This window comes from Nocardia sp. NPDC005978 (assembly GCF_040614455.1).
GTDB lineage: Bacteria > Actinomycetota > Actinomycetes > Mycobacteriales > Mycobacteriaceae > Nocardia.
Window position 1 is genome coordinate 14,419 of the sequence record NZ_JBEXUS010000015.1, and the last position, 15,149, is coordinate 29,567.

19 protein-coding genes and 1 pseudogene are annotated in these 15,149 nt (G+C 67.1%); 11 read left to right on the forward strand and 9 right to left on the reverse strand.

Going from position 1 to position 15,149, the window contains the following annotated elements; translation table 11 throughout:
* Positions 1-71: 71 nt before the first annotated feature.
* Entirely contained in the window at positions 72-275 is a 204-nt protein-coding gene (locus tag ABZ319_RS09585; protein ID WP_354985909.1) for a DUF397 domain-containing protein, read from the reverse strand.
* A gap of 10 nt (positions 276-285) precedes the next feature.
* Positions 286-504, reverse strand: coding sequence for a DUF397 domain-containing protein (locus ABZ319_RS09590; protein WP_354985910.1), 219 nt, complete (start codon positions 502-504; stop codon positions 286-288).
* Positions 505-713: 209 nt separating this feature from the next.
* Between ABZ319_RS09590 and ABZ319_RS09595 the strand changes: the two genes are divergently transcribed.
* The 4 genes from ABZ319_RS09595 (at position 714) to ABZ319_RS09610 (ending at position 3,903) form a co-directional block, all read left to right on the forward strand.
* Positions 714-1,139: a hypothetical protein gene (locus tag ABZ319_RS09595; protein WP_354985911.1), complete on the forward strand. Its 426-nt coding sequence runs from the start codon at positions 714-716 to the stop codon at positions 1,137-1,139.
* A 134-nt stretch (positions 1,140-1,273) separates the two neighbouring features.
* Complete coding sequence (locus ABZ319_RS09600) at positions 1,274-1,429, forward strand: hypothetical protein (RefSeq protein ID WP_354985912.1); 156 nt, start codon at positions 1,274-1,276, stop codon at positions 1,427-1,429.
* A 362-nt stretch (positions 1,430-1,791) separates the two neighbouring features.
* A complete protein-coding gene (locus ABZ319_RS09605; protein ID WP_354985959.1) occupies positions 1,792-2,172 on the forward strand; it encodes a MarR family transcriptional regulator in 381 nt (126 codons plus the stop codon).
* Positions 2,173-2,277: 105 nt separating this feature from the next.
* Positions 2,278-3,903: a carboxylesterase family protein gene (locus ABZ319_RS09610; RefSeq protein ID WP_354985913.1), complete on the forward strand. Its 1,626-nt coding sequence runs from the start codon at positions 2,278-2,280 to the stop codon at positions 3,901-3,903.
* 338 nt (positions 3,904-4,241) lie between these two features.
* Here the strand turns inward: ABZ319_RS09610 and ABZ319_RS09615 are convergent, their stop codons facing one another.
* The 4 genes and pseudogenes from ABZ319_RS09615 to ABZ319_RS09630 form a co-directional block, all read right to left on the reverse strand.
* A complete protein-coding gene (locus tag ABZ319_RS09615) occupies positions 4,242-4,520 on the reverse strand; it encodes an RICIN domain-containing protein (protein WP_354985914.1) in 279 nt (92 codons plus the stop codon).
* A 332-nt stretch (positions 4,521-4,852) separates the two neighbouring features.
* Positions 4,853-6,073, reverse strand: a complete 1,221-nt coding sequence (locus ABZ319_RS09620; protein ID WP_354985915.1) for a DUF6596 domain-containing protein — start codon at positions 6,071-6,073, stop codon at positions 4,853-4,855.
* Positions 6,070-6,441 carry a YciI family protein gene (locus ABZ319_RS09625; protein WP_354985916.1) on the reverse strand — a complete coding sequence of 124 codons (372 nt, stop codon included), beginning with the start codon at positions 6,439-6,441 and terminating at the stop codon, positions 6,070-6,072. The genes ABZ319_RS09620 and ABZ319_RS09625 overlap by 4 nt, the downstream gene beginning before the upstream one ends.
* A 52-nt stretch (positions 6,442-6,493) precedes the next feature.
* Positions 6,494-7,211, reverse strand: a pseudogene (locus tag ABZ319_RS09630) (DUF998 domain-containing protein).
* A gap of 67 nt (positions 7,212-7,278) precedes the next feature.
* Here ABZ319_RS09630 and ABZ319_RS09635 point away from each other — a divergent pair.
* The 3 genes from ABZ319_RS09635 (at position 7,279) to ABZ319_RS09645 (ending at position 8,678) form a co-directional block, all read left to right on the forward strand.
* Positions 7,279-7,734 carry a hypothetical protein gene (locus ABZ319_RS09635; protein ID WP_354985917.1) on the forward strand — a complete coding sequence of 152 codons (456 nt, stop codon included), beginning with the start codon at positions 7,279-7,281 and terminating at the stop codon, positions 7,732-7,734.
* Between the two features lie 132 nt (positions 7,735-7,866).
* Positions 7,867-8,052 (forward strand): hypothetical protein, encoded by a 186-nt coding sequence (locus ABZ319_RS09640; RefSeq protein WP_354985918.1) that lies wholly within the window; start codon positions 7,867-7,869, stop codon positions 8,050-8,052.
* 29 nt (positions 8,053-8,081) lie between these two features.
* Complete coding sequence (locus tag ABZ319_RS09645; RefSeq protein WP_354985919.1) at positions 8,082-8,678, forward strand: hypothetical protein; 597 nt, start codon at positions 8,082-8,084, stop codon at positions 8,676-8,678.
* Between the two features lie 80 nt (positions 8,679-8,758).
* Here ABZ319_RS09645 and ABZ319_RS09650 read toward each other — a convergent pair whose 3' ends face one another.
* The 3 genes from ABZ319_RS09650 to ABZ319_RS09660 all read right to left on the reverse strand — a co-directional run bounded on the left by ABZ319_RS09650 (position 8,759) and on the right by ABZ319_RS09660 (position 11,670).
* Positions 8,759-9,796, reverse strand: coding sequence for a TIGR03617 family F420-dependent LLM class oxidoreductase (locus ABZ319_RS09650; RefSeq protein WP_354985920.1), 1,038 nt, complete (start codon positions 9,794-9,796; stop codon positions 8,759-8,761).
* 68 nt (positions 9,797-9,864) lie between these two features.
* The gene (locus ABZ319_RS09655; protein ID WP_354985921.1) at positions 9,865-10,593 is read right to left on the reverse strand and encodes an ABC transporter ATP-binding protein; all 729 of its coding nucleotides are present in this window, start codon (positions 10,591-10,593) and stop codon (positions 9,865-9,867) included.
* Positions 10,594-10,620: 27 nt separating this feature from the next.
* Positions 10,621-11,670, reverse strand: coding sequence for an ABC transporter permease (locus ABZ319_RS09660; protein WP_354985922.1), 1,050 nt, complete (start codon positions 11,668-11,670; stop codon positions 10,621-10,623).
* A gap of 131 nt (positions 11,671-11,801) precedes the next feature.
* Here ABZ319_RS09660 and ABZ319_RS09665 point away from each other — a divergent pair, with 131 nt between their 5' ends.
* Genes ABZ319_RS09665 through cobM form a run of 4 tightly spaced genes read left to right on the forward strand, consistent with a single transcriptional unit; the run spans position 11,802 to position 14,848 of the window.
* Complete coding sequence (locus ABZ319_RS09665; RefSeq protein WP_354985923.1) at positions 11,802-12,956, forward strand: sensor histidine kinase; 1,155 nt, start codon at positions 11,802-11,804, stop codon at positions 12,954-12,956.
* The gene (locus tag ABZ319_RS09670) at positions 12,953-13,591 is read left to right on the forward strand and encodes a response regulator transcription factor (protein ID WP_354985924.1); all 639 of its coding nucleotides are present in this window, start codon (positions 12,953-12,955) and stop codon (positions 13,589-13,591) included. The genes ABZ319_RS09665 and ABZ319_RS09670 overlap by 4 nt, the downstream gene beginning before the upstream one ends.
* A gap of 54 nt (positions 13,592-13,645) precedes the next feature.
* Complete coding sequence (locus ABZ319_RS09675) at positions 13,646-14,071, forward strand: PPOX class F420-dependent oxidoreductase (protein WP_354985925.1); 426 nt, start codon at positions 13,646-13,648, stop codon at positions 14,069-14,071.
* A gap of 18 nt (positions 14,072-14,089) precedes the next feature.
* On the forward strand, positions 14,090-14,848 hold the full coding sequence (gene cobM / locus ABZ319_RS09680; RefSeq protein ID WP_354985926.1) for a precorrin-4 C(11)-methyltransferase: 759 nt from the start codon (positions 14,090-14,092) through the stop codon (positions 14,846-14,848).
* The last annotated feature ends 301 nt before the right edge of the window (positions 14,849-15,149 follow it).

A 15,149-nucleotide genomic window follows, 5' to 3' on the forward strand; every position in this document is an offset into this window, starting at 1 on the left:
ACGAAACCCCCAGGTGTACCGGGGGTTTCGGTGTCTTCCGGCATGTGAACGATTATGGTCGTCCATATCCCTCAGAGGGTGAATTCGCCGCCTTCGACACCGGAGATGAACGCGTTCCATTCGCCCGGGGTGAAGACCAGCGCCGGGCCGCCGGGGTTCTTGCTGTCACGGACGCCCACTCTTCCGCCGGAAAGGCGTGCCACCTCGACGCACTCTCCAGAAGGCTGGCTGAAGCTGCTCTTCTTCCAGACGGCGGTGTTCAGTTCATCGTTCACGGTCCTGCACCTAGTCGAACTCGCCAGCGCGAACGCCAGCCGTGAACGCGGCCCACTCGCTGGGGCTGTAGACGATGACGTGACCGCCTGGAACCTTGGAATGTCTTACCGCAACGTCGCCGCCGGGGAGCTTGGCGACCTCGACACAGTTGGCATTTCCGCCGCTGGCGCTGGACTTGACGAAGTCGGCACCTTGGACCGCGGGGTCGATGCCGGACAGGTTGTACATGCGATTGGCTATGCCTTCTTGCTGATCTGCCGCAGTAGCGCACGGCTGCTGAAGTCGTCCATTACCATGCGTTCGTCCGCGGTGTGGGGTAACCACCCACCGGGCGCCCCGACGGCGTGTATCGGAAGCTCGAAGCGAGCTATATCCGAAGGGAGGCAAGTAAACTCGCCGCGCCAGGATCAACAATCACTCGACGTCGAAGGTCCGCCATGAAGTTCTATCCGGTCGAACCCGAATGCCCAGCCGACTTCGGAGGGGTCGAGTGGGATGAGAGCTTCGACCCGCCCCGCCAGGTATCGGCGCACCTGACTTTCGAAGTGCCGTTGTTCTCGGACCTCGTAACCTCGTACGGGGGAGCGTTCGCGGTCACCGAGCCGCTGGCGGCCGCCCTCGAGGAAACCGACTTGACCGGCTTCGAGTTCGGGCCGCTCACCGGCGAAGTCAGCGACAAGGGCTACTACGATATCCCCCCGTTCGAGATCCCGCCCCTGCGCGGTCTGATCGTCACCGGCCGTGCCTGCGCTGATGACTTCGGTTTGGCGAGGAAGGGCCGGCTGGTGTTATCCGAGCGAGCTGTCGACTTCCTGACCACGCGAGATGCAGCGTTCCGGGACTACGTCTTCAGCGCGCTGTAGACGCCGTCGCCCCACAACGACGGGATTGATCAGCCGACGGTTGTGCGGCTGCCCCCGCATTCATCGCCACGCTCCACGATTGCGACCAAGGGGAAGACACCGTCGCGGCCCTCGAAGAAATCGGCGAGCGCTGCATGGCGCTCGAGCATGTACTGATCTCCATGGATCTCGACGCCGACGGCTACGCTCTGACGGCCATCAACATCGGCCGCCTCCCCTACCTGCTGGATCTCACCGCCGAAGCCGGCCGAAAGTTCCGTGTGATCCGCCGAGGTTGTTGGAATCCCTGAAGGCCAAGGGTGCCCTCCCTCTTGGTAAGACCACGCAGCGGTTGCTTGCTGAGCGCTGCTGCAGTGCGATTCGAAATGGCGACGAAAGCTCTGTAATCCGCAAAAGCGGATACTCGCGCGCCGAGGTGTTGCGGTGTGATCCACGCCTGGCCGGTTCGAACACCGCGGCACAGGACGTGATCTCTACCAGCAAGGGCCGGCTCAATAGCGGGCTCCGCCTCGGGCGGGCCGAGCGCCTCGCCCAGGAGTGATGACCGCCGCCGGAGCAGAATGAGCGCGTGGACACCCGCGCAATCGCTCCTGACTCGACGTCCCCGCCCGAGGCGCAGCTCAGTGCGTTACTCGGACCCCTGCGACGCGCTGTGCTGCGGCGAACACGCTCGGCGGAAGGACTGCCGGACCTACCGGAAGCCCAGATCGAGCTGCTCCGGCTGCTCGTCGCGACCGGCGGCCTCGCTCCGAGTCGAGCCGCCACCGAACTCAAAGTGGCACAGTCCACTATCAGCAACCTCGTTCGGACCATGTCCGCCGCCGACCTCGTAGAGCGCCGACCACTGCCGTCCGACGGGCGCGGGGCGCTACTCGTGGCTTCGACTCGAGCGCGGCAGCTTCTGGACCGGTACGACCGGGCAAGTGCCACCGTCTTGCGCGACACTATGCGCGAGTTGCCTGCCGCGGACCGTCACGCACTGCAGGCAGCCCTCCCGTCTCTGCGACTGTTGCTCGTCGCTTTGAGCGAATGATCTCGCACAGCCGGCATTCGGCGAAATCGAGCAAAGCGGCACGGTGGCGTCACCGCCCACTTAACATCCTTTTGTCTCAAAAGTATTTGATAGTGGGAGTTGCACATGCGGTTCACCGGCACCGCCGTCGAGCGCCACCGATATCCGGCGCGGTTGTTGTCTCTAGCAGGCATTATCGGCCTTATCGCCGCATTCTCGCCGACTGGCGCAGCGCCTGGCGACGTCCCTTCCGATCCCGCCGTGACGGTCTCCGCGGGCACCATCCGCGGCATCCACGCCGACGGCATACAGAAATATCTCGGAGTGCCTTTCGCGGCCTCGACAGCAGACACCGGCAGGTTCGCGCCACCCCGACCTGCACCATCGTGGACCGGTATCCGTTCGGCGCTCGCGCACGGCCCGCAATGTCCGCAATCGCCGCCGTTACCCAATCTGCCTGCGCTGCAACCTTCCAGCGAAGACTGCCTGACCATCGATCTCTACGTCCCCGAACACACCGACGGCGAAGTACTGCCGGTTATGGTGTGGCTCTACGGCGGTGCGTTCGTCCTGGGATCCAATGCCCAATACAATTCTCCCGCTCGGCTCGTCCGCGAGGGCCGGGTTATCGTCGCGATCCCAAACTACCGGGTAGGGCCCTTCGGATTTCTCGCGTTACCCGAACTGGCCGCCGAGAATAGTGGAATCACCGGAACCTGGGGCACTCTCGATCAACAAGCGGCACTGCGCTGGATCCGAGACAATGCGCCCGCCTTCGGCGGAGATCCGGAGAACGTCACCCTGTTCGGTGAGTCCGCCGGGGGTATGAGCGTATGCACCCAATTGGCCTCTCCCACCGCACGCGGTCTGTACGCGAAAGCTATCGTCGAAAGCGGTTCCTGCGCTCGTAGCCCGCTGGTTCCCCCCACCGAGGAGGTCGCCTATGAGCGAGCGGCCGATTACGCCGCAGACCTCGGCTGCGGTGAACCCGCGACGCGGTTGCGATGCCTGCGAGAGCTACCCGTCGATCAGCTGTTGAGCTCCCCCACAACGACATTGAGCACGATGAACGTCGGATGGACCCCGGTACGAGACGGCGTGGTGATAACCACCAGCCCAGAAGAGGCCCTGTCGAACGGCGCCGCGCAGGATGTTCCGCTGATCGTCGGCAGCAATGCCGAGGAGGGCGCGACCTTCATCGCGCTGCTCGACTACGCACGAGCCACCATGCCCACCGCCGAAAGCTACGCCGCTTGGGCGCAGAATCTGTTCCAGGACAACAGCACTCGCATCCTCGACCGATATCCCTTGTCCGACTTCGCATCCCCCGCTGCGGCCAAGGCCCAGGTGATTACCGACGGTGTCTTCGCCTGTCCCGCATTGTTCACCACCGAGGCGGCGCGCCGCGGTGGCGCGCAGGTTTGGCAGTACCAGTTCAATGACGCACCGCTAGGCTCCAATCCTCTTCTGCCAGGAGCGTTTCACGGCGCGGAGATCCCCTATGTCTTCTCCGCGCTGATGGGTGTCCCCATCCCGCTCCCACCGGCCGGTGACCAACTGTCCCAGCGCATCCAGCAGAGTTGGGCACAATTCGCACACACCGGCGACCCCCGGACCCCCGCCTTCCCACCATGGTCACCCACCGCATCGGATACCACCCTTGAACTCGGCAGTGACCGCATCGTGCTCGGCAACTCATTCTCCCCGCAACACCGCTGCGACCTCTGGTCGGCTATCGACCACATCGGATAGCGAAGAAACACCCGCCGCAAGCCCGCTCGGCCCACCCGGCAGGTTATCCGATTCGTAGCACGTTGCCTCCGTGCAGTGCCCGCGCATCAGCATGAACGAATTCTGCAGACGACCAACGGCGCACGGCCCGTTGATCTTCCCCCGTACCGCGCCGGCCCGTTCGAACCGCGCGGCACGCGGCATGACAGGACGTCACTCGTGGCTGTCGCACGATCCGATGCCGACTGCGCCAGGCAGTAGCAGGGGACCGATTCTCGCCACAGAGAAGTCGGTCGCGCTTGCTCAGCGCGACCGACCGAAAAGCACTCCGACGAACGCTCTTCACCCCAGTACGGGCATCATGCCACCGGGACGATCTTCCACATCTGACCGTAAGTGGTTATCTCGGTGGCCAGCACGATATGGGCCCCGTTGGCGGTGCTGTCGCCCACCACGCCCAAATACAGCTTGGGGGCCAGAGCAGCTTGGATCCTCGACCCGCCCTTGCCGGTGTCGATAATCTTCCAGCGCTGGAAGGTTCCTTCTGAACAGGAGAGCGGGCTTCCTCGCACTGGAGACTGATTCGAGCGCGATCCAGATACCGCAGACGAGAAAAGCCCTGAGCGGTCTGTACCCAAATACCGAGCAGCGGTGCCCGCGCCGGCCCCGGACTTCCCCTGGTTCGGTAACGACGAGCCTCCCCGCGGGGAGCGTGTCGAACAGGCTCAATCATCCACTCGCACACGATGAGTCGTGGAGCGTTCACGAGCCTGGCACAGCCCGTCACACGGCTGGCACGAAGTGGTGCATATCCGTCATCGAGGGGTGCCAGACGCTCTTGGCACGTTGATCTCCCGTGCTGCTCGCAACGCGCGGGTCGCGGCATGAGAGTGCGTACCGCCATAGGCTCGGCGGCGGCGTTCGATTGCGCTCGGAGTCCGCCGAGTGATTTCACCTGAGCATTCGGAAGTCAGTCGGGGTGATCGGCTTTAGCGCGTAGGTACCGTTGTTCGACCGTGTTGCTGGTGAGGTCGGCTGCTCGGCGGAAAAGCTGGGCCGCGGCGGCCTGGTCGCCGATTTGCTGGAGAAGATGCGCGCGAACAGCGTGTTCGCGCTGCCGGGTGAGCGGATTGCGATCCAGATGGTGGTGTCGATCAAGGTGATCGAGCAGTGCTAGTCCGCGCGCGGGGCCGTAAGCGCGGGCGACGGCCACGACCCGCGCGAGTTGAACGGGCGGGGTCGGGGTAAGTCGTTCGAGCCACAGGTAGAGCAGCGCGATCTGGTGCCAATCGGTTTCGCCCGGCTCGCCCGCTGCGTGCAGTGCGGCGATGGCGGCCTGGATTTGGTAGGGGCCCGCCGGTCCGTGGTTCCAGACACTGTCGATCAGGGCGGTGCCCTCCTCGATCAGGCTGTGGTTCCAGCGGGCGGGATCCTGCTCGTCGAGGGGCACCAGTTCTCCGGCACGCGTGCGGGCCGCGCGGCGAGATTCGGTGAGCAGCATCAGCGCGAGCAAGCCGGTCACCTCGGCGTCGCCTGGGGCGGTCTCACGCAGCATCCTGGTCAGCCGGACAGCTTCGGCGGTGAGGTCTACCCGGACGAGTTCGCCGCCGGCGGTGGCGGTGTAGCCCTCGTTGAAGATGAGATAGAGAGCGCGCAGGACCGCGGCCAGGCGCTGATCACGGTCGGCGTCGGTCGGTGGTGTGAAGCGCGCTCCGGCCTTGGCGAGTTGGTGTTTGGCGCGACTGATCCGAGTGCCCATGGTGGCTTCGGACGTGCCGTATGCGTGCGCGATCTCGGCTGTGGTGAGTCCACCGACCGCGCGCAACGTCAGGGCGACCTGTGCGGTGTGGCCCAGTGCGGGGTGACAACACAGCAGCAGCAGGGTCAAGCTGTCGTCGATATCGGAGTGGTGTGCGGTTCGCAGTGGCTCGGCCCTTGCCGCCGCGTCGATTTCGCGGCGGTGGCGCGCCTGATCGGCCCGCAGCATATCGATCATTCGCCGGTAGGCGATGCGGATGAGACGGCTGCGCGGATTGTCCGGGATGCCGTCCACCGGCCACGACCGAGATGCGCTCAGCAATGCTTCCTGTGTCGCGTCCTCGGCGATCTCGAAGTGCCCGAAGCGGCGCACCAGAGCCCCGAGGACTTGTGGCGCTTCGGCGCGCAGCAGGTCCTCGATCGAGGGGGTCACGCGGTGAAGTCCGCACCCATGATCGGGCGGATCTCGATCGGTTCGCCGAGCGCTTCGACGATTCGTGCGGTGATCTCGACGGCGCGTTCGTGGCCAACGACATCAATGACGGCGAAGCTGGCCAGGACCTCCTTCAGCTCGGCGAAGGGGCCGTCGGTGGCGATCACACCGTCGGCGGTTTTACGCAGGGTGGTGCTCACCGCCGGATGACCCAGGCCCTCGGTGCTGACCAGTTCGCCGGAGGCGATCAGTTCTTGCTCGAGTTGCTGATAGGTGGCGAAAGCGGCCAAAGCTTCCGCCGACGGGATATCGGCAGTTTCGGCGTCCCAGTCGGTCGCGGGGGTGTAACCGAGCAGTAGATACTTCATGGTCCGGCCTCTCGGTGGGTGGTTGTTGTGACGGTATCGCGGGGTCGATCTGTCAGGCGGCGCGACGCTGGGAGACCGCAAGGGCGGTGGTCCAGGTGAATGCGACCAACCCGTTGACCGCGATCTGGATGCTCATGTGCTCAGGCGATATCGGTATCAGCAGCACGAGCCCGGCCACCGCGCTCGCCACCGCGGGCAACACCGCCCGGCGACGAGCGCACCGCACGCTCAGCACGATTGCCGCGATGGCCAGCGCGGTGAAAGCTACTGCAGCCGATGCCGAATGGGCGATGCTGTGCCAGGACATCTGCGCAACCGGCTCGTCCGGAGTCCCGGCCGGGAATCCTTTTTCCGGGTCCATGGTGAAGACGCCGGCTGCGATCATCCCCCCCGAATAATCCCACCAGAACCGGCAATGCCCGGCGGCCGGGGCCGGCCGCCAAGGTGCGGCCGAGGCCCACCGCGAGCGCCGACGCGCACACGCCGGCGGTCACGAAGGTCGCGATCTGGATCCACCCGAGGTCTCCGGTGGCGAGTTGGCTGATCGGATGCCGGGTGATGTCGAAGCCGTCGCGGGTGAGCATCTGGGTGATCGCCGAAGCGAAGAACAGCGGCCCAGCGGCAGCACCGGCCAACAGTAAACGGCCGGACAACCGGCCTGGGGCGTGGCGGGCAAGGGAAGCGCCAGCAGTGAGAGTCATCGTTGTTTCCTTCCTCGATCTGGGGTCTTCGCCGCTACCTCGGAGCCGGCCGCGATATCTCGACACCATCTGGGAATGATTCAGATCACATAGATTTGGTGTCGAGAACCGCTTGGCGGCTCCGAGGTAGCGGCGAATGAACACCCCTACCGAGGAGAACGAGATGATCGAGACCCAGCCGCAGCCCACTCCCGAACTACGGGTGTTGGATCGCTTGGTCGGCACATGGCGAGTCAGCGGTGGTGCCCAAGGCACGGTCCGGTACGAATGGATGCCGGGCAGGTTCTTTCTGCTCCAGCACATCGATCTGGCCCAAGACGGCCAAGCCGTCACCGGCATGGAAGTCATCGGAAATTTGCGCCCGTTCGGTGAACCGACCGGGCCAGATGTTGTTTCCCGCTACTACGACTCCGTCGGACGCAGCTTCGATTACGTCTACGAGTTGACCGGGGACACCCTCACCATCTGGGCCGGCGCCAAAGACAGTCCCGCCTACTACCGCGGCACCTTCGATTCGACCGGGGTCACCGTCACCGGCGAATGGGTATATCCCGGTGGCGGCGGATACTCCTCCACGATGACCCGAGTGTGATCCCGCGTCTCCGAGCCGGGTCACCCCGGCTCGGAAACGGCCGCACCACACGCAACTCGGCATTACAGTGCATCCAGGACTGACGCGCAGTTATCCGCGTTGATGTCAGCGACGGTGAGTACGTTGCAAAATATGGAATGTGAGCTGCCCAATCCCGCACTGATCTGGGCAAGAACGATCGTCTCCAGCCTGACATTGTTGAATATCGCGGATGTCAGCGACGTGCGGCGGGCACTGCGGGAGCTGACAGAGTACGTCCATGTGCACGCACGAGCGAAACCACCAGCGCCGAAAGTGAATTCGTTGTCAGCATCGTGATCCCCGCAGCCTAAGATGACCTTGTGAAAATGAGAAAGATCGTCGCCACAGCCGCGCTCACCATCGGCGCCATGGCGATCACGGGGGGCACATCGTATGCGGCGCCGGAATTGAACGCACAGGATGTGCAGGCTGTTTCGCAGCTGTCCGGAGACCAGGACGGCATCCACTACGACGTGGTTCGCTCCGATACGGACCAGACCGTCACCACCACCCTGACCGGGGGCACGTTCCAGCTCACCGACGCCGCGGTGAACCTCCTCGACGGAAACGGCATCGTCACTTCCACGATGCCGCTCTCGGTGACCTTCGCCGGCACCGATCAGGTGCTCTCGTTGAACCCCAGCATCGCTGACGACGGCGCCGCACTGGTCGTACACCCGACCGCCACCGCCGTAGCGGAGGGCACCGCCGGAACCGGCAGCGCCAACGCGGCGGCCGGCGCGCTCATCGGGGGCATCTTCGGTCTCGTGCTCACCGTCATCAGCCTCGGTTTCGGGTTCATGGCGATACCCGCCGGGATCCTGCTCGGCGCGATGATCGGCGGCCTCAGCGGCTCCGGCGCGCCGAGCAGCACCCGGCCGTGCTACGTCATCCCGAACACCAACCTGGCGCGCTGCTACTGACCGCTGAGAGCCGTAAACCCCACTTCGCCATCGCTTTCGAGCCGGTGCCGGCTTCCGCTGGCACCGGCTCGAGCCGCTTTTCATATCCCGCGAGCCGAAATCTCCCGAATCCCGGCCAGCATCTCGCCGAACTCCCCATCCTCATCCGGCTCCGCCGGCACGTCCAGCGCGATCCCGTGACACCGATCCCCGTACCAGGAATCCAGCACCGCGGGCAGTTCCCCGTACGTCCCCTGCGGCACCAGCGTCGCGACCATGTCGTCGGTCAGCAACCCCGGCAGCGCGCCCCACTCCTTGGCCGCCGCACCGGCCGAGAGCTGATCGGCGATGTCGCCCAGCCCGAGCCGGTCCAGCGTGCCCCGGTACGCGGGCGTCGAGTACAGGAAGGCGAGTTCGGAGCGGCGCTCGTGCCGCAGCGCGGTCAGGGCCGATTCGTCGCGGCCGGTGATCACCTTGGGCACCACGATGATTCGCGGCCCGCCGTCGGCGCGGCCCGCCCGCTCGCCGCCGGTGCCGAGGGTCGGCAGCACATGGTTCTCCAGCGAGAGCGGATGCGACCCGGTCGGGTGCGCGACGAAGCCGTCGGCCAGCGCCCCGGCCAGCTCGCACATGCGGCGGTTCACCGCGCCCATATAGATGGGCGGCACCGGGACATCGAGCGGTCCCGGATTGAAAAACGGTTGTAGGCGGGTGAATTCGTAGTGGCTGCCGTGGTGGTCCAGGGGCGTTCCGTGCTGGAACGCCGCGAAGATCGCGCGCAGCGCGGTGACGTAGTCGCCGAGCTGCGCCACCGGGTCGGTCCACGGGGTGGAGAAGCGGCCCACGATGTTGCCGCGCACCTGGGATGCCACCCCCAACTGGAACCGGCCGCCGGAGAACCCGGCCAGGTCCCAGGCCGCCAGGGCGGTCACCATCGGGCTGCGGGGGAAGGCCACGACCATCGACGTGCGGATGGTCAGGCGGGTGCTGTGTTCCACGGCCAGCGCGCAGACGGCGAACGGGTCGTGGATCGTCTCGGAGACGTGGACGGTATCGAAGCCGAGCGCCTCGATGCGGCGGATCCGGGCGGCCACCTGTGACAGCGGGGTGTCCGCGGGCAGCGACGTCACAACTTCCACGGCGAGCCTTTTCGTTCTCGTGCTCGCCGGGAACGGCAAGCGGGTGCTTGCCGATAGTCGCACGCCGGTTATGCGGCGATTGTCGCGGTACTCCCGAGGGTCAGCACGCCGTCGACCATCCGGTGCACGGTGTCCATCCGGTGCAGGTGGGCGCGGTCGTGGGTCACCAGCAGGGTCGCGGCGTTGTGTTCGCGGACGATGCGCACGATCAGCTCGATGATCGCCGCGCCCCGCTCCTGATCCAGGGCGCTGGTGGGTTCGTCGATCACCAGCAGGGCGGGCTCGTTCATGAGGGCGCGGGCGATGTTCACCCGCTGGCGCTGGCCGCCGGACAGCTGCGCGGGGCGCTTGTTCTCGTGGCCGGACAGACCCACCGCGTCGAGCAGCTCGCGGGCGTGCGCCCGGGTCGCGCGGCGGCGGGCGGGCGAGACCAGCAGGGACTGGCCGAGGTGGGCCATGGCTTCGAGCTGTTCCAGGGCGGTGAGGGCGGGAATCAGGTTCGACTGCTGGAACACGATCCCGATCGTGTTGCGGCGCATGGCGGTTGCCGCGCGGCGTGACAGCGCGGCCAGGTCGACCGGGCCGCCATCGGTGTCCAGCTCGATGCGGCCCGAGTCGGGGCGGACCAGGGTCGACACAGCCGCCAGCAGGGTGGATTTACCGGAGCCGGAGGGGCCGGTGATGGCGGCTATCTCGCCGCCGCCCACCCGCAGATTCACCTTGTCGAGCGCGGTCACGCGCTCGTTGCCGTCGGGGAAGGTGAGGGTCAGGTCGGTGACGGTCAGGGTGTTGGTCATGGCGAATCTCCTGGGGGACAAGGCTTGTCAGCGGGCCTGGTTCAGGGCGGTGAGCGGATCGGTGGTGGCCAGGAAGCGCAGGGCGAACGCCGCGCCGAGCAGACCGAGCAGGACCAGGGCCGTCGCGGGCAGCAGCGTGGTGCTCAGCGTGAGGGTGAAAGGCATTGCGTCGCCGATGAACACGCCCGCCAGCACCGTGCCGCCCAAACCCGCTCCCACGCCGGCCACCAGGACCACCAGGGCCTGGCCCAGCGCATCGCGGACCAGCGAACCGGTGGTCGCGCCGAGCGCCTTCAGGGTCGCGACGTCGGGCATGCGCTGCACCGTCCACACCGTGAAGAACGCGCCGATGACCAGTGCCGAGATCGCGAACAACATGACCGTCATCAGGGTGAGCGAACCGTTCTCGGCCTGATAGGAGCTCATGGCGGACAGCGAATCCGCGGCGGAGGTATCGGTGGTGCGCGCCTTCGCGTTCACCGCCGCCATGTCGCCGACCCCGGAGACCGCCAGCACCGTCGCCGCCCCGGACCGCGGGTTGAGCGCCTGCCAGTCGGACAGCGTCATCCACACCACCGGCGTGTGCGCGTACCAGTCGTCGCCGGTCACGCCCTGCACGATGAAATTGCCGCTGCCCAGCCCCACGGTGTCGCCGGCCACGGCGTCCAGGTCCTTGGCGGCCGCGCTGCTGAGGATCACCCGGCCGGGTTCGGTTGCCGTGCGATTGCCGAAAGGCGTTCCTTCGACGCCGAACAGCGCCACCTGGGTCGCCCCGGCCCCGTCCGCGGTAGCGCGGGCACGGCTGATGCCCACGGGATCCACCGTGCCGCCCGCCTCCTGCCACACGCGCACCTGGTCCGGGCCGAGGCTGGAGGCGTCGAAGGACGGGCCGGAACCGGTGTCGGCGAAGACCACCGACTCGGCGGTCAGCGACTCCACCGCCGAGATGTTCTGGTGCGCGAGCCCGGCGGTGAGCCCGCTCAAGAAGGTGACGAGCAGCGCGACCAGGGTCACCACCAGGGTGATGAGCAGGAAACGGCCGCGGGCGGCCCGCAGATCTCGGAGTGCGACGAACATGACTCCAGCCTGTCGCGGCGGCGGCCGGAAACCATCGCGCCGCCGGAGGAATCCGGGGGCTGCCATCGGTGGGTCGGCGTTTCCTACTTTCGATGGATGCCGCCCGAGTTGCCCGGCATAAGCTGGTCGGCGTGCACCGTTCGCCCCTGACCCCCGTCTTCTCCGGCCTCCAGGTCGGCCTGCACGTGCTGGTGGTCGCCCTGACGGCGGTGGTGGTCGGGCGGGCGTTCGTGGCCGACTCGCACCCCTACGCGGTGCTGGTGCTCGCGGGCGCGTTCCTGGGCGTGTACTTCACCGGCGGGCTGTTCCGCCGACGGCTCACCGCGGCCCGGGTGTGGCTGCTCGCGCTGACCGTCATGTGGCTCGGACTGGTGATCGTCGAACCCATCGCGGTGTACCTGGTCTTCGGGCTGTTCTTCCTGTATCTGCATCTGCTGCCGCGCAATTGGGGTCTGCTCGCGGTGCTGGCGGCGACGGTGCTCTCGGTGTTCGGGTTCGCCTGGCACCGGGGCTGGTCGATGGGCGGGGTGATCGGGCCGCTGCTGGGCGCCCTGGTGGCCGTGGCCATCGGGCTCGGGTACGAGGCGCTGTTCCGCGAGGCCGCCGAGCGGCAGCGGCTCATCGACGAATTGCTGGCCACCCGAAACACTTTGGCCGAGCAGGAGCGCACGGCGGGCAAGATGGCCGAGCGCGAACGCCTGGCACAGGAGATCCACGACACCGTGGCCCAGGGGCTGAGCAGCATTCAGTTGCTGCTGCACGCGGTCGAGCGCGCCGCCCCGGATCATCCGGCGCTGGAGAAGATTCGGCTGGCCCGCGAGACGGCCGCCGACAGTCTCGTCGAAACCCGCCAGCTCATCGCCGAACTCACCCCGGCCGCGCTGGAAGGGCAGTCGCTCGCGAGTGCGCTCACCCGGATCACCCAGCGGGCCGCCGCCCCGGGGCTCGACGCGCAGATGCTCGTGGAAGGTGAACCGCACGCGCTGCCCATGTCGGTGGAGGCCGCGCTGGTCCGCATCGCCCAGAGCGCGGTGTCGAACGTGGTGCGGCACGCGGGCGCTGGGCGGATGCGGGTCACCCTGACCTACGCCGGGGACGCGGTGCACCTGGACGTGGTGGACGATGGGGTGGGCATCGCACCGGCGGTGCTCGCGCAATCGCCCTCGGGCAGTTTCGGTCTCACCGCCATGCGCAGCCGGGTGGAACAGCAGGGCGGCACCATGAACGTGGAGTCCGAACCCGGCCACACCGCGGTCACCGTGTCGTTCCCCGTGGAGGAGCCATGATTCGCATTCTGCTCGCCGACGATCACGCCATCGTGCGCGCGGGCCTGCGCGCGCTGCTGGATTCCGGTGTGGCCGAAAGCGATTCCGGCGCGGACATCGAGGTGGTGGGGGAGGCGGCGACCGCCGAGGACGCGGTGGCGTTCTGCGCGACCACCGGCGTCGACCTGGTCCTGATGGATCTGCGCTTCGGGCCGGGCAGCTCGGGCGCCGACGCCACCGCCGCGCTGCGCGAATTGCCTTCGCCCCCCAACGTTCTGGTGGTCACCAACTACGACACCGACGCCGACATCCTCGGCGCGATCGAGGCGGGCGCGTGCGGCTACATCCTCAAGGACACCCCGCCCGCGGAACTGCTGGCCGCGGTCAGCTCGGCCGCGGCGGGCGAGAGCGTGCTGTCGCCGTCGGTCGCGTCGCGGCTGATGACCCGGGTCCGCAAGCCGGATACGACCCTGAGCCCGCGCGAGATCGAGGTGCTGCGGCTGGTGGCCGACGGGCATTCCAATCGGGAGATCGGCCGCCGGCTGTTCCTGAGCGAGACCACGGTCAAATCCCATCTCGTGCACATCTACGCCAAACTCGGGGTGAAATCCCGGACCTCGGCGGTGGCCCGGGCCCGCGAACGCGGCGCGATCTGAGCGGACCCCGCCTGGTTCATCCGGTTCGCGAGGGTCGCGGCCTACGGTGTTCCCATGGCCTCACTCTCTGATCCGACAGTGCGCGCATTCCTCGAAGAAGGCACCCGGACCGGCAAGGTCGCGTTCGTCGCGGCGGACGGCCGGCCGCTGGTCACCCCGATCTGGTTCGTCCTGGAGGACGACGCCGTCGTCTTCAACACCGGCGCGAACACCGCCAAGGGCAAGGCCATCGCGCGGGATCCCCGCCTGTGCCTGGTGGTGGACCTGGAGACGCCGCCGTACGCCTTCGTGCAGGTGCAGGGGGTCGCGGAGATCTCCGAGGACCTGGACGATCTGGTTGCCACGGCCACCCGCATCGGCGCGCGGTACATGGGCGCCGATCGCGGCGCGGAATTCGGCCGGCGCAACGGCGTGCCCGGTGAGCTGGTGGTGCGGTTGCGGCCGGACAAGGTGCAGGCCCACTTCGACGTCTCGGCCTGACCTGCCAGACTCGCTCGTATGACAGTGCACTTCATCGGGGCCGGACCGGGCGCGGCCGATCTGCTGACCGTGCGCGCGGTGAACCTGCTGCGGTCCGCCCCGGTGTGCCTGTACGCGGGGACCTACCTCGACCCCGAGGTGCTCGCGCACTGCGCGCCCGGGGCCGAGCTCATCGACACCCAGGGCCTGGATCTGGATCAGATCATCGCGCACTGCGTGCGGGCGCACGCCGAGGGCAAGGACGTGGCCCGGTTGTGCTCGGGCGATCCGTCCGTCTATTCGGCGCTCTCGGAGCAGAAGGCCCGGCTGGACGCGGCGTGCATCCCGTGGGACGTCACCCCCGGCGTTCCGGCCTACGCGGCCGCGGCGGCCATCCTCGGGGCGGAGCTGACCGTGCCCGAGCAGGTGCAATCGGTGGTCCTGACCCGCACGCACGCGCGGTCCACGGCGATGCCCGAGACCGAGGCGCTGGCGAACTTCGCGCGCACCCGCGCCACCCTGATATTGCATCTGGCTATAACTCGTGTTCGCGTGCTGGCGGCCGAGTTGGCGGGTGAGTACGGCGCGCACTGTCCGGTGGCCGTGGTCTACCGGGCCAGCCAGCCCGAGCAGCTCGTGCTGCGCGGCACCCTGGCCGATATCGCCGATCGCGTGGAGGCGGCCGAATTGCGCCAGGCGGCAGTGATTCTGGTGGGCCCGGCGCTGGCCGAAAGTGTCGATTGCGCTCAGTCGCATCTCTACGACCCGAGCCGCGACAGGACGCATATCACTCGCTGAGACCACGAAATGCGGCGATAGCGCAGGGCTATGGCCCTTCGTGGTTGCGTGGGCGCGCCGGACGGTAGATTGGTTCGGGTGTTCAGCAGCAGGACTAGGAAAACGGCGTGGCGATGGCCGGTGGGTACGGGCTCGCCGCTGTAACAAGATCGGCTGCCTGAAGAGATAGCCCAAAGTACATCTTTGTCTGATTGTTACGTGAAGTGAGCCTCGAGCATCGGACGCCACGCTGGTCGGTGTGGCGTCCTGTTGGGGTTTTCGGTGGGGAGCGCTGCGTGGTGTTCCGGAAACGAGGTTTGGG

Bases quoted from the DNA above. Each gene is read 5' to 3' on its own strand.
- ABZ319_RS09675 (WP_354985925.1), top strand. From the start codon at position 13,646: ATGGCCTCACTCTCTGATCCGACAGTGCGCGCATTCCTCGAAGAAGGC.
- ABZ319_RS09660 (WP_354985922.1), bottom strand. From the start codon at position 11,670: ATGTTCGTCGCACTCCGAGATCTGCGGGCCGCCCGCGGCCGTTTCCTG.
- ABZ319_RS09590 (WP_354985910.1), bottom strand. From the start codon at position 504: ATGTACAACCTGTCCGGCATCGACCCCGCGGTCCAAGGTGCCGACTTC.
- ABZ319_RS09595 (WP_354985911.1), top strand. From the start codon at position 714: ATGAAGTTCTATCCGGTCGAACCCGAATGCCCAGCCGACTTCGGAGGG.
- ABZ319_RS09610 (WP_354985913.1), top strand. From the start codon at position 2,278: ATGCGGTTCACCGGCACCGCCGTCGAGCGCCACCGATATCCGGCGCGG.
- cobM (WP_354985926.1), top strand. From the start codon at position 14,090: ATGACAGTGCACTTCATCGGGGCCGGACCGGGCGCGGCCGATCTGCTG.
- ABZ319_RS09640 (WP_354985918.1), top strand. From the start codon at position 7,867: ATGGAATGTGAGCTGCCCAATCCCGCACTGATCTGGGCAAGAACGATC.
- ABZ319_RS09655 (WP_354985921.1), bottom strand. From the start codon at position 10,593: ATGACCAACACCCTGACCGTCACCGACCTGACCCTCACCTTCCCCGAC.
- ABZ319_RS09600 (WP_354985912.1), top strand. From the start codon at position 1,274: ATGGCGCTCGAGCATGTACTGATCTCCATGGATCTCGACGCCGACGGC.
- ABZ319_RS09625 (WP_354985916.1), bottom strand. From the start codon at position 6,441: ATGAAGTATCTACTGCTCGGTTACACCCCCGCGACCGACTGGGACGCC.
- ABZ319_RS09670 (WP_354985924.1), top strand. From the start codon at position 12,953: ATGATTCGCATTCTGCTCGCCGACGATCACGCCATCGTGCGCGCGGGC.
- ABZ319_RS09635 (WP_354985917.1), top strand. From the start codon at position 7,279: ATGAACACCCCTACCGAGGAGAACGAGATGATCGAGACCCAGCCGCAG.
- ABZ319_RS09645 (WP_354985919.1), top strand. From the start codon at position 8,082: ATGAGAAAGATCGTCGCCACAGCCGCGCTCACCATCGGCGCCATGGCG.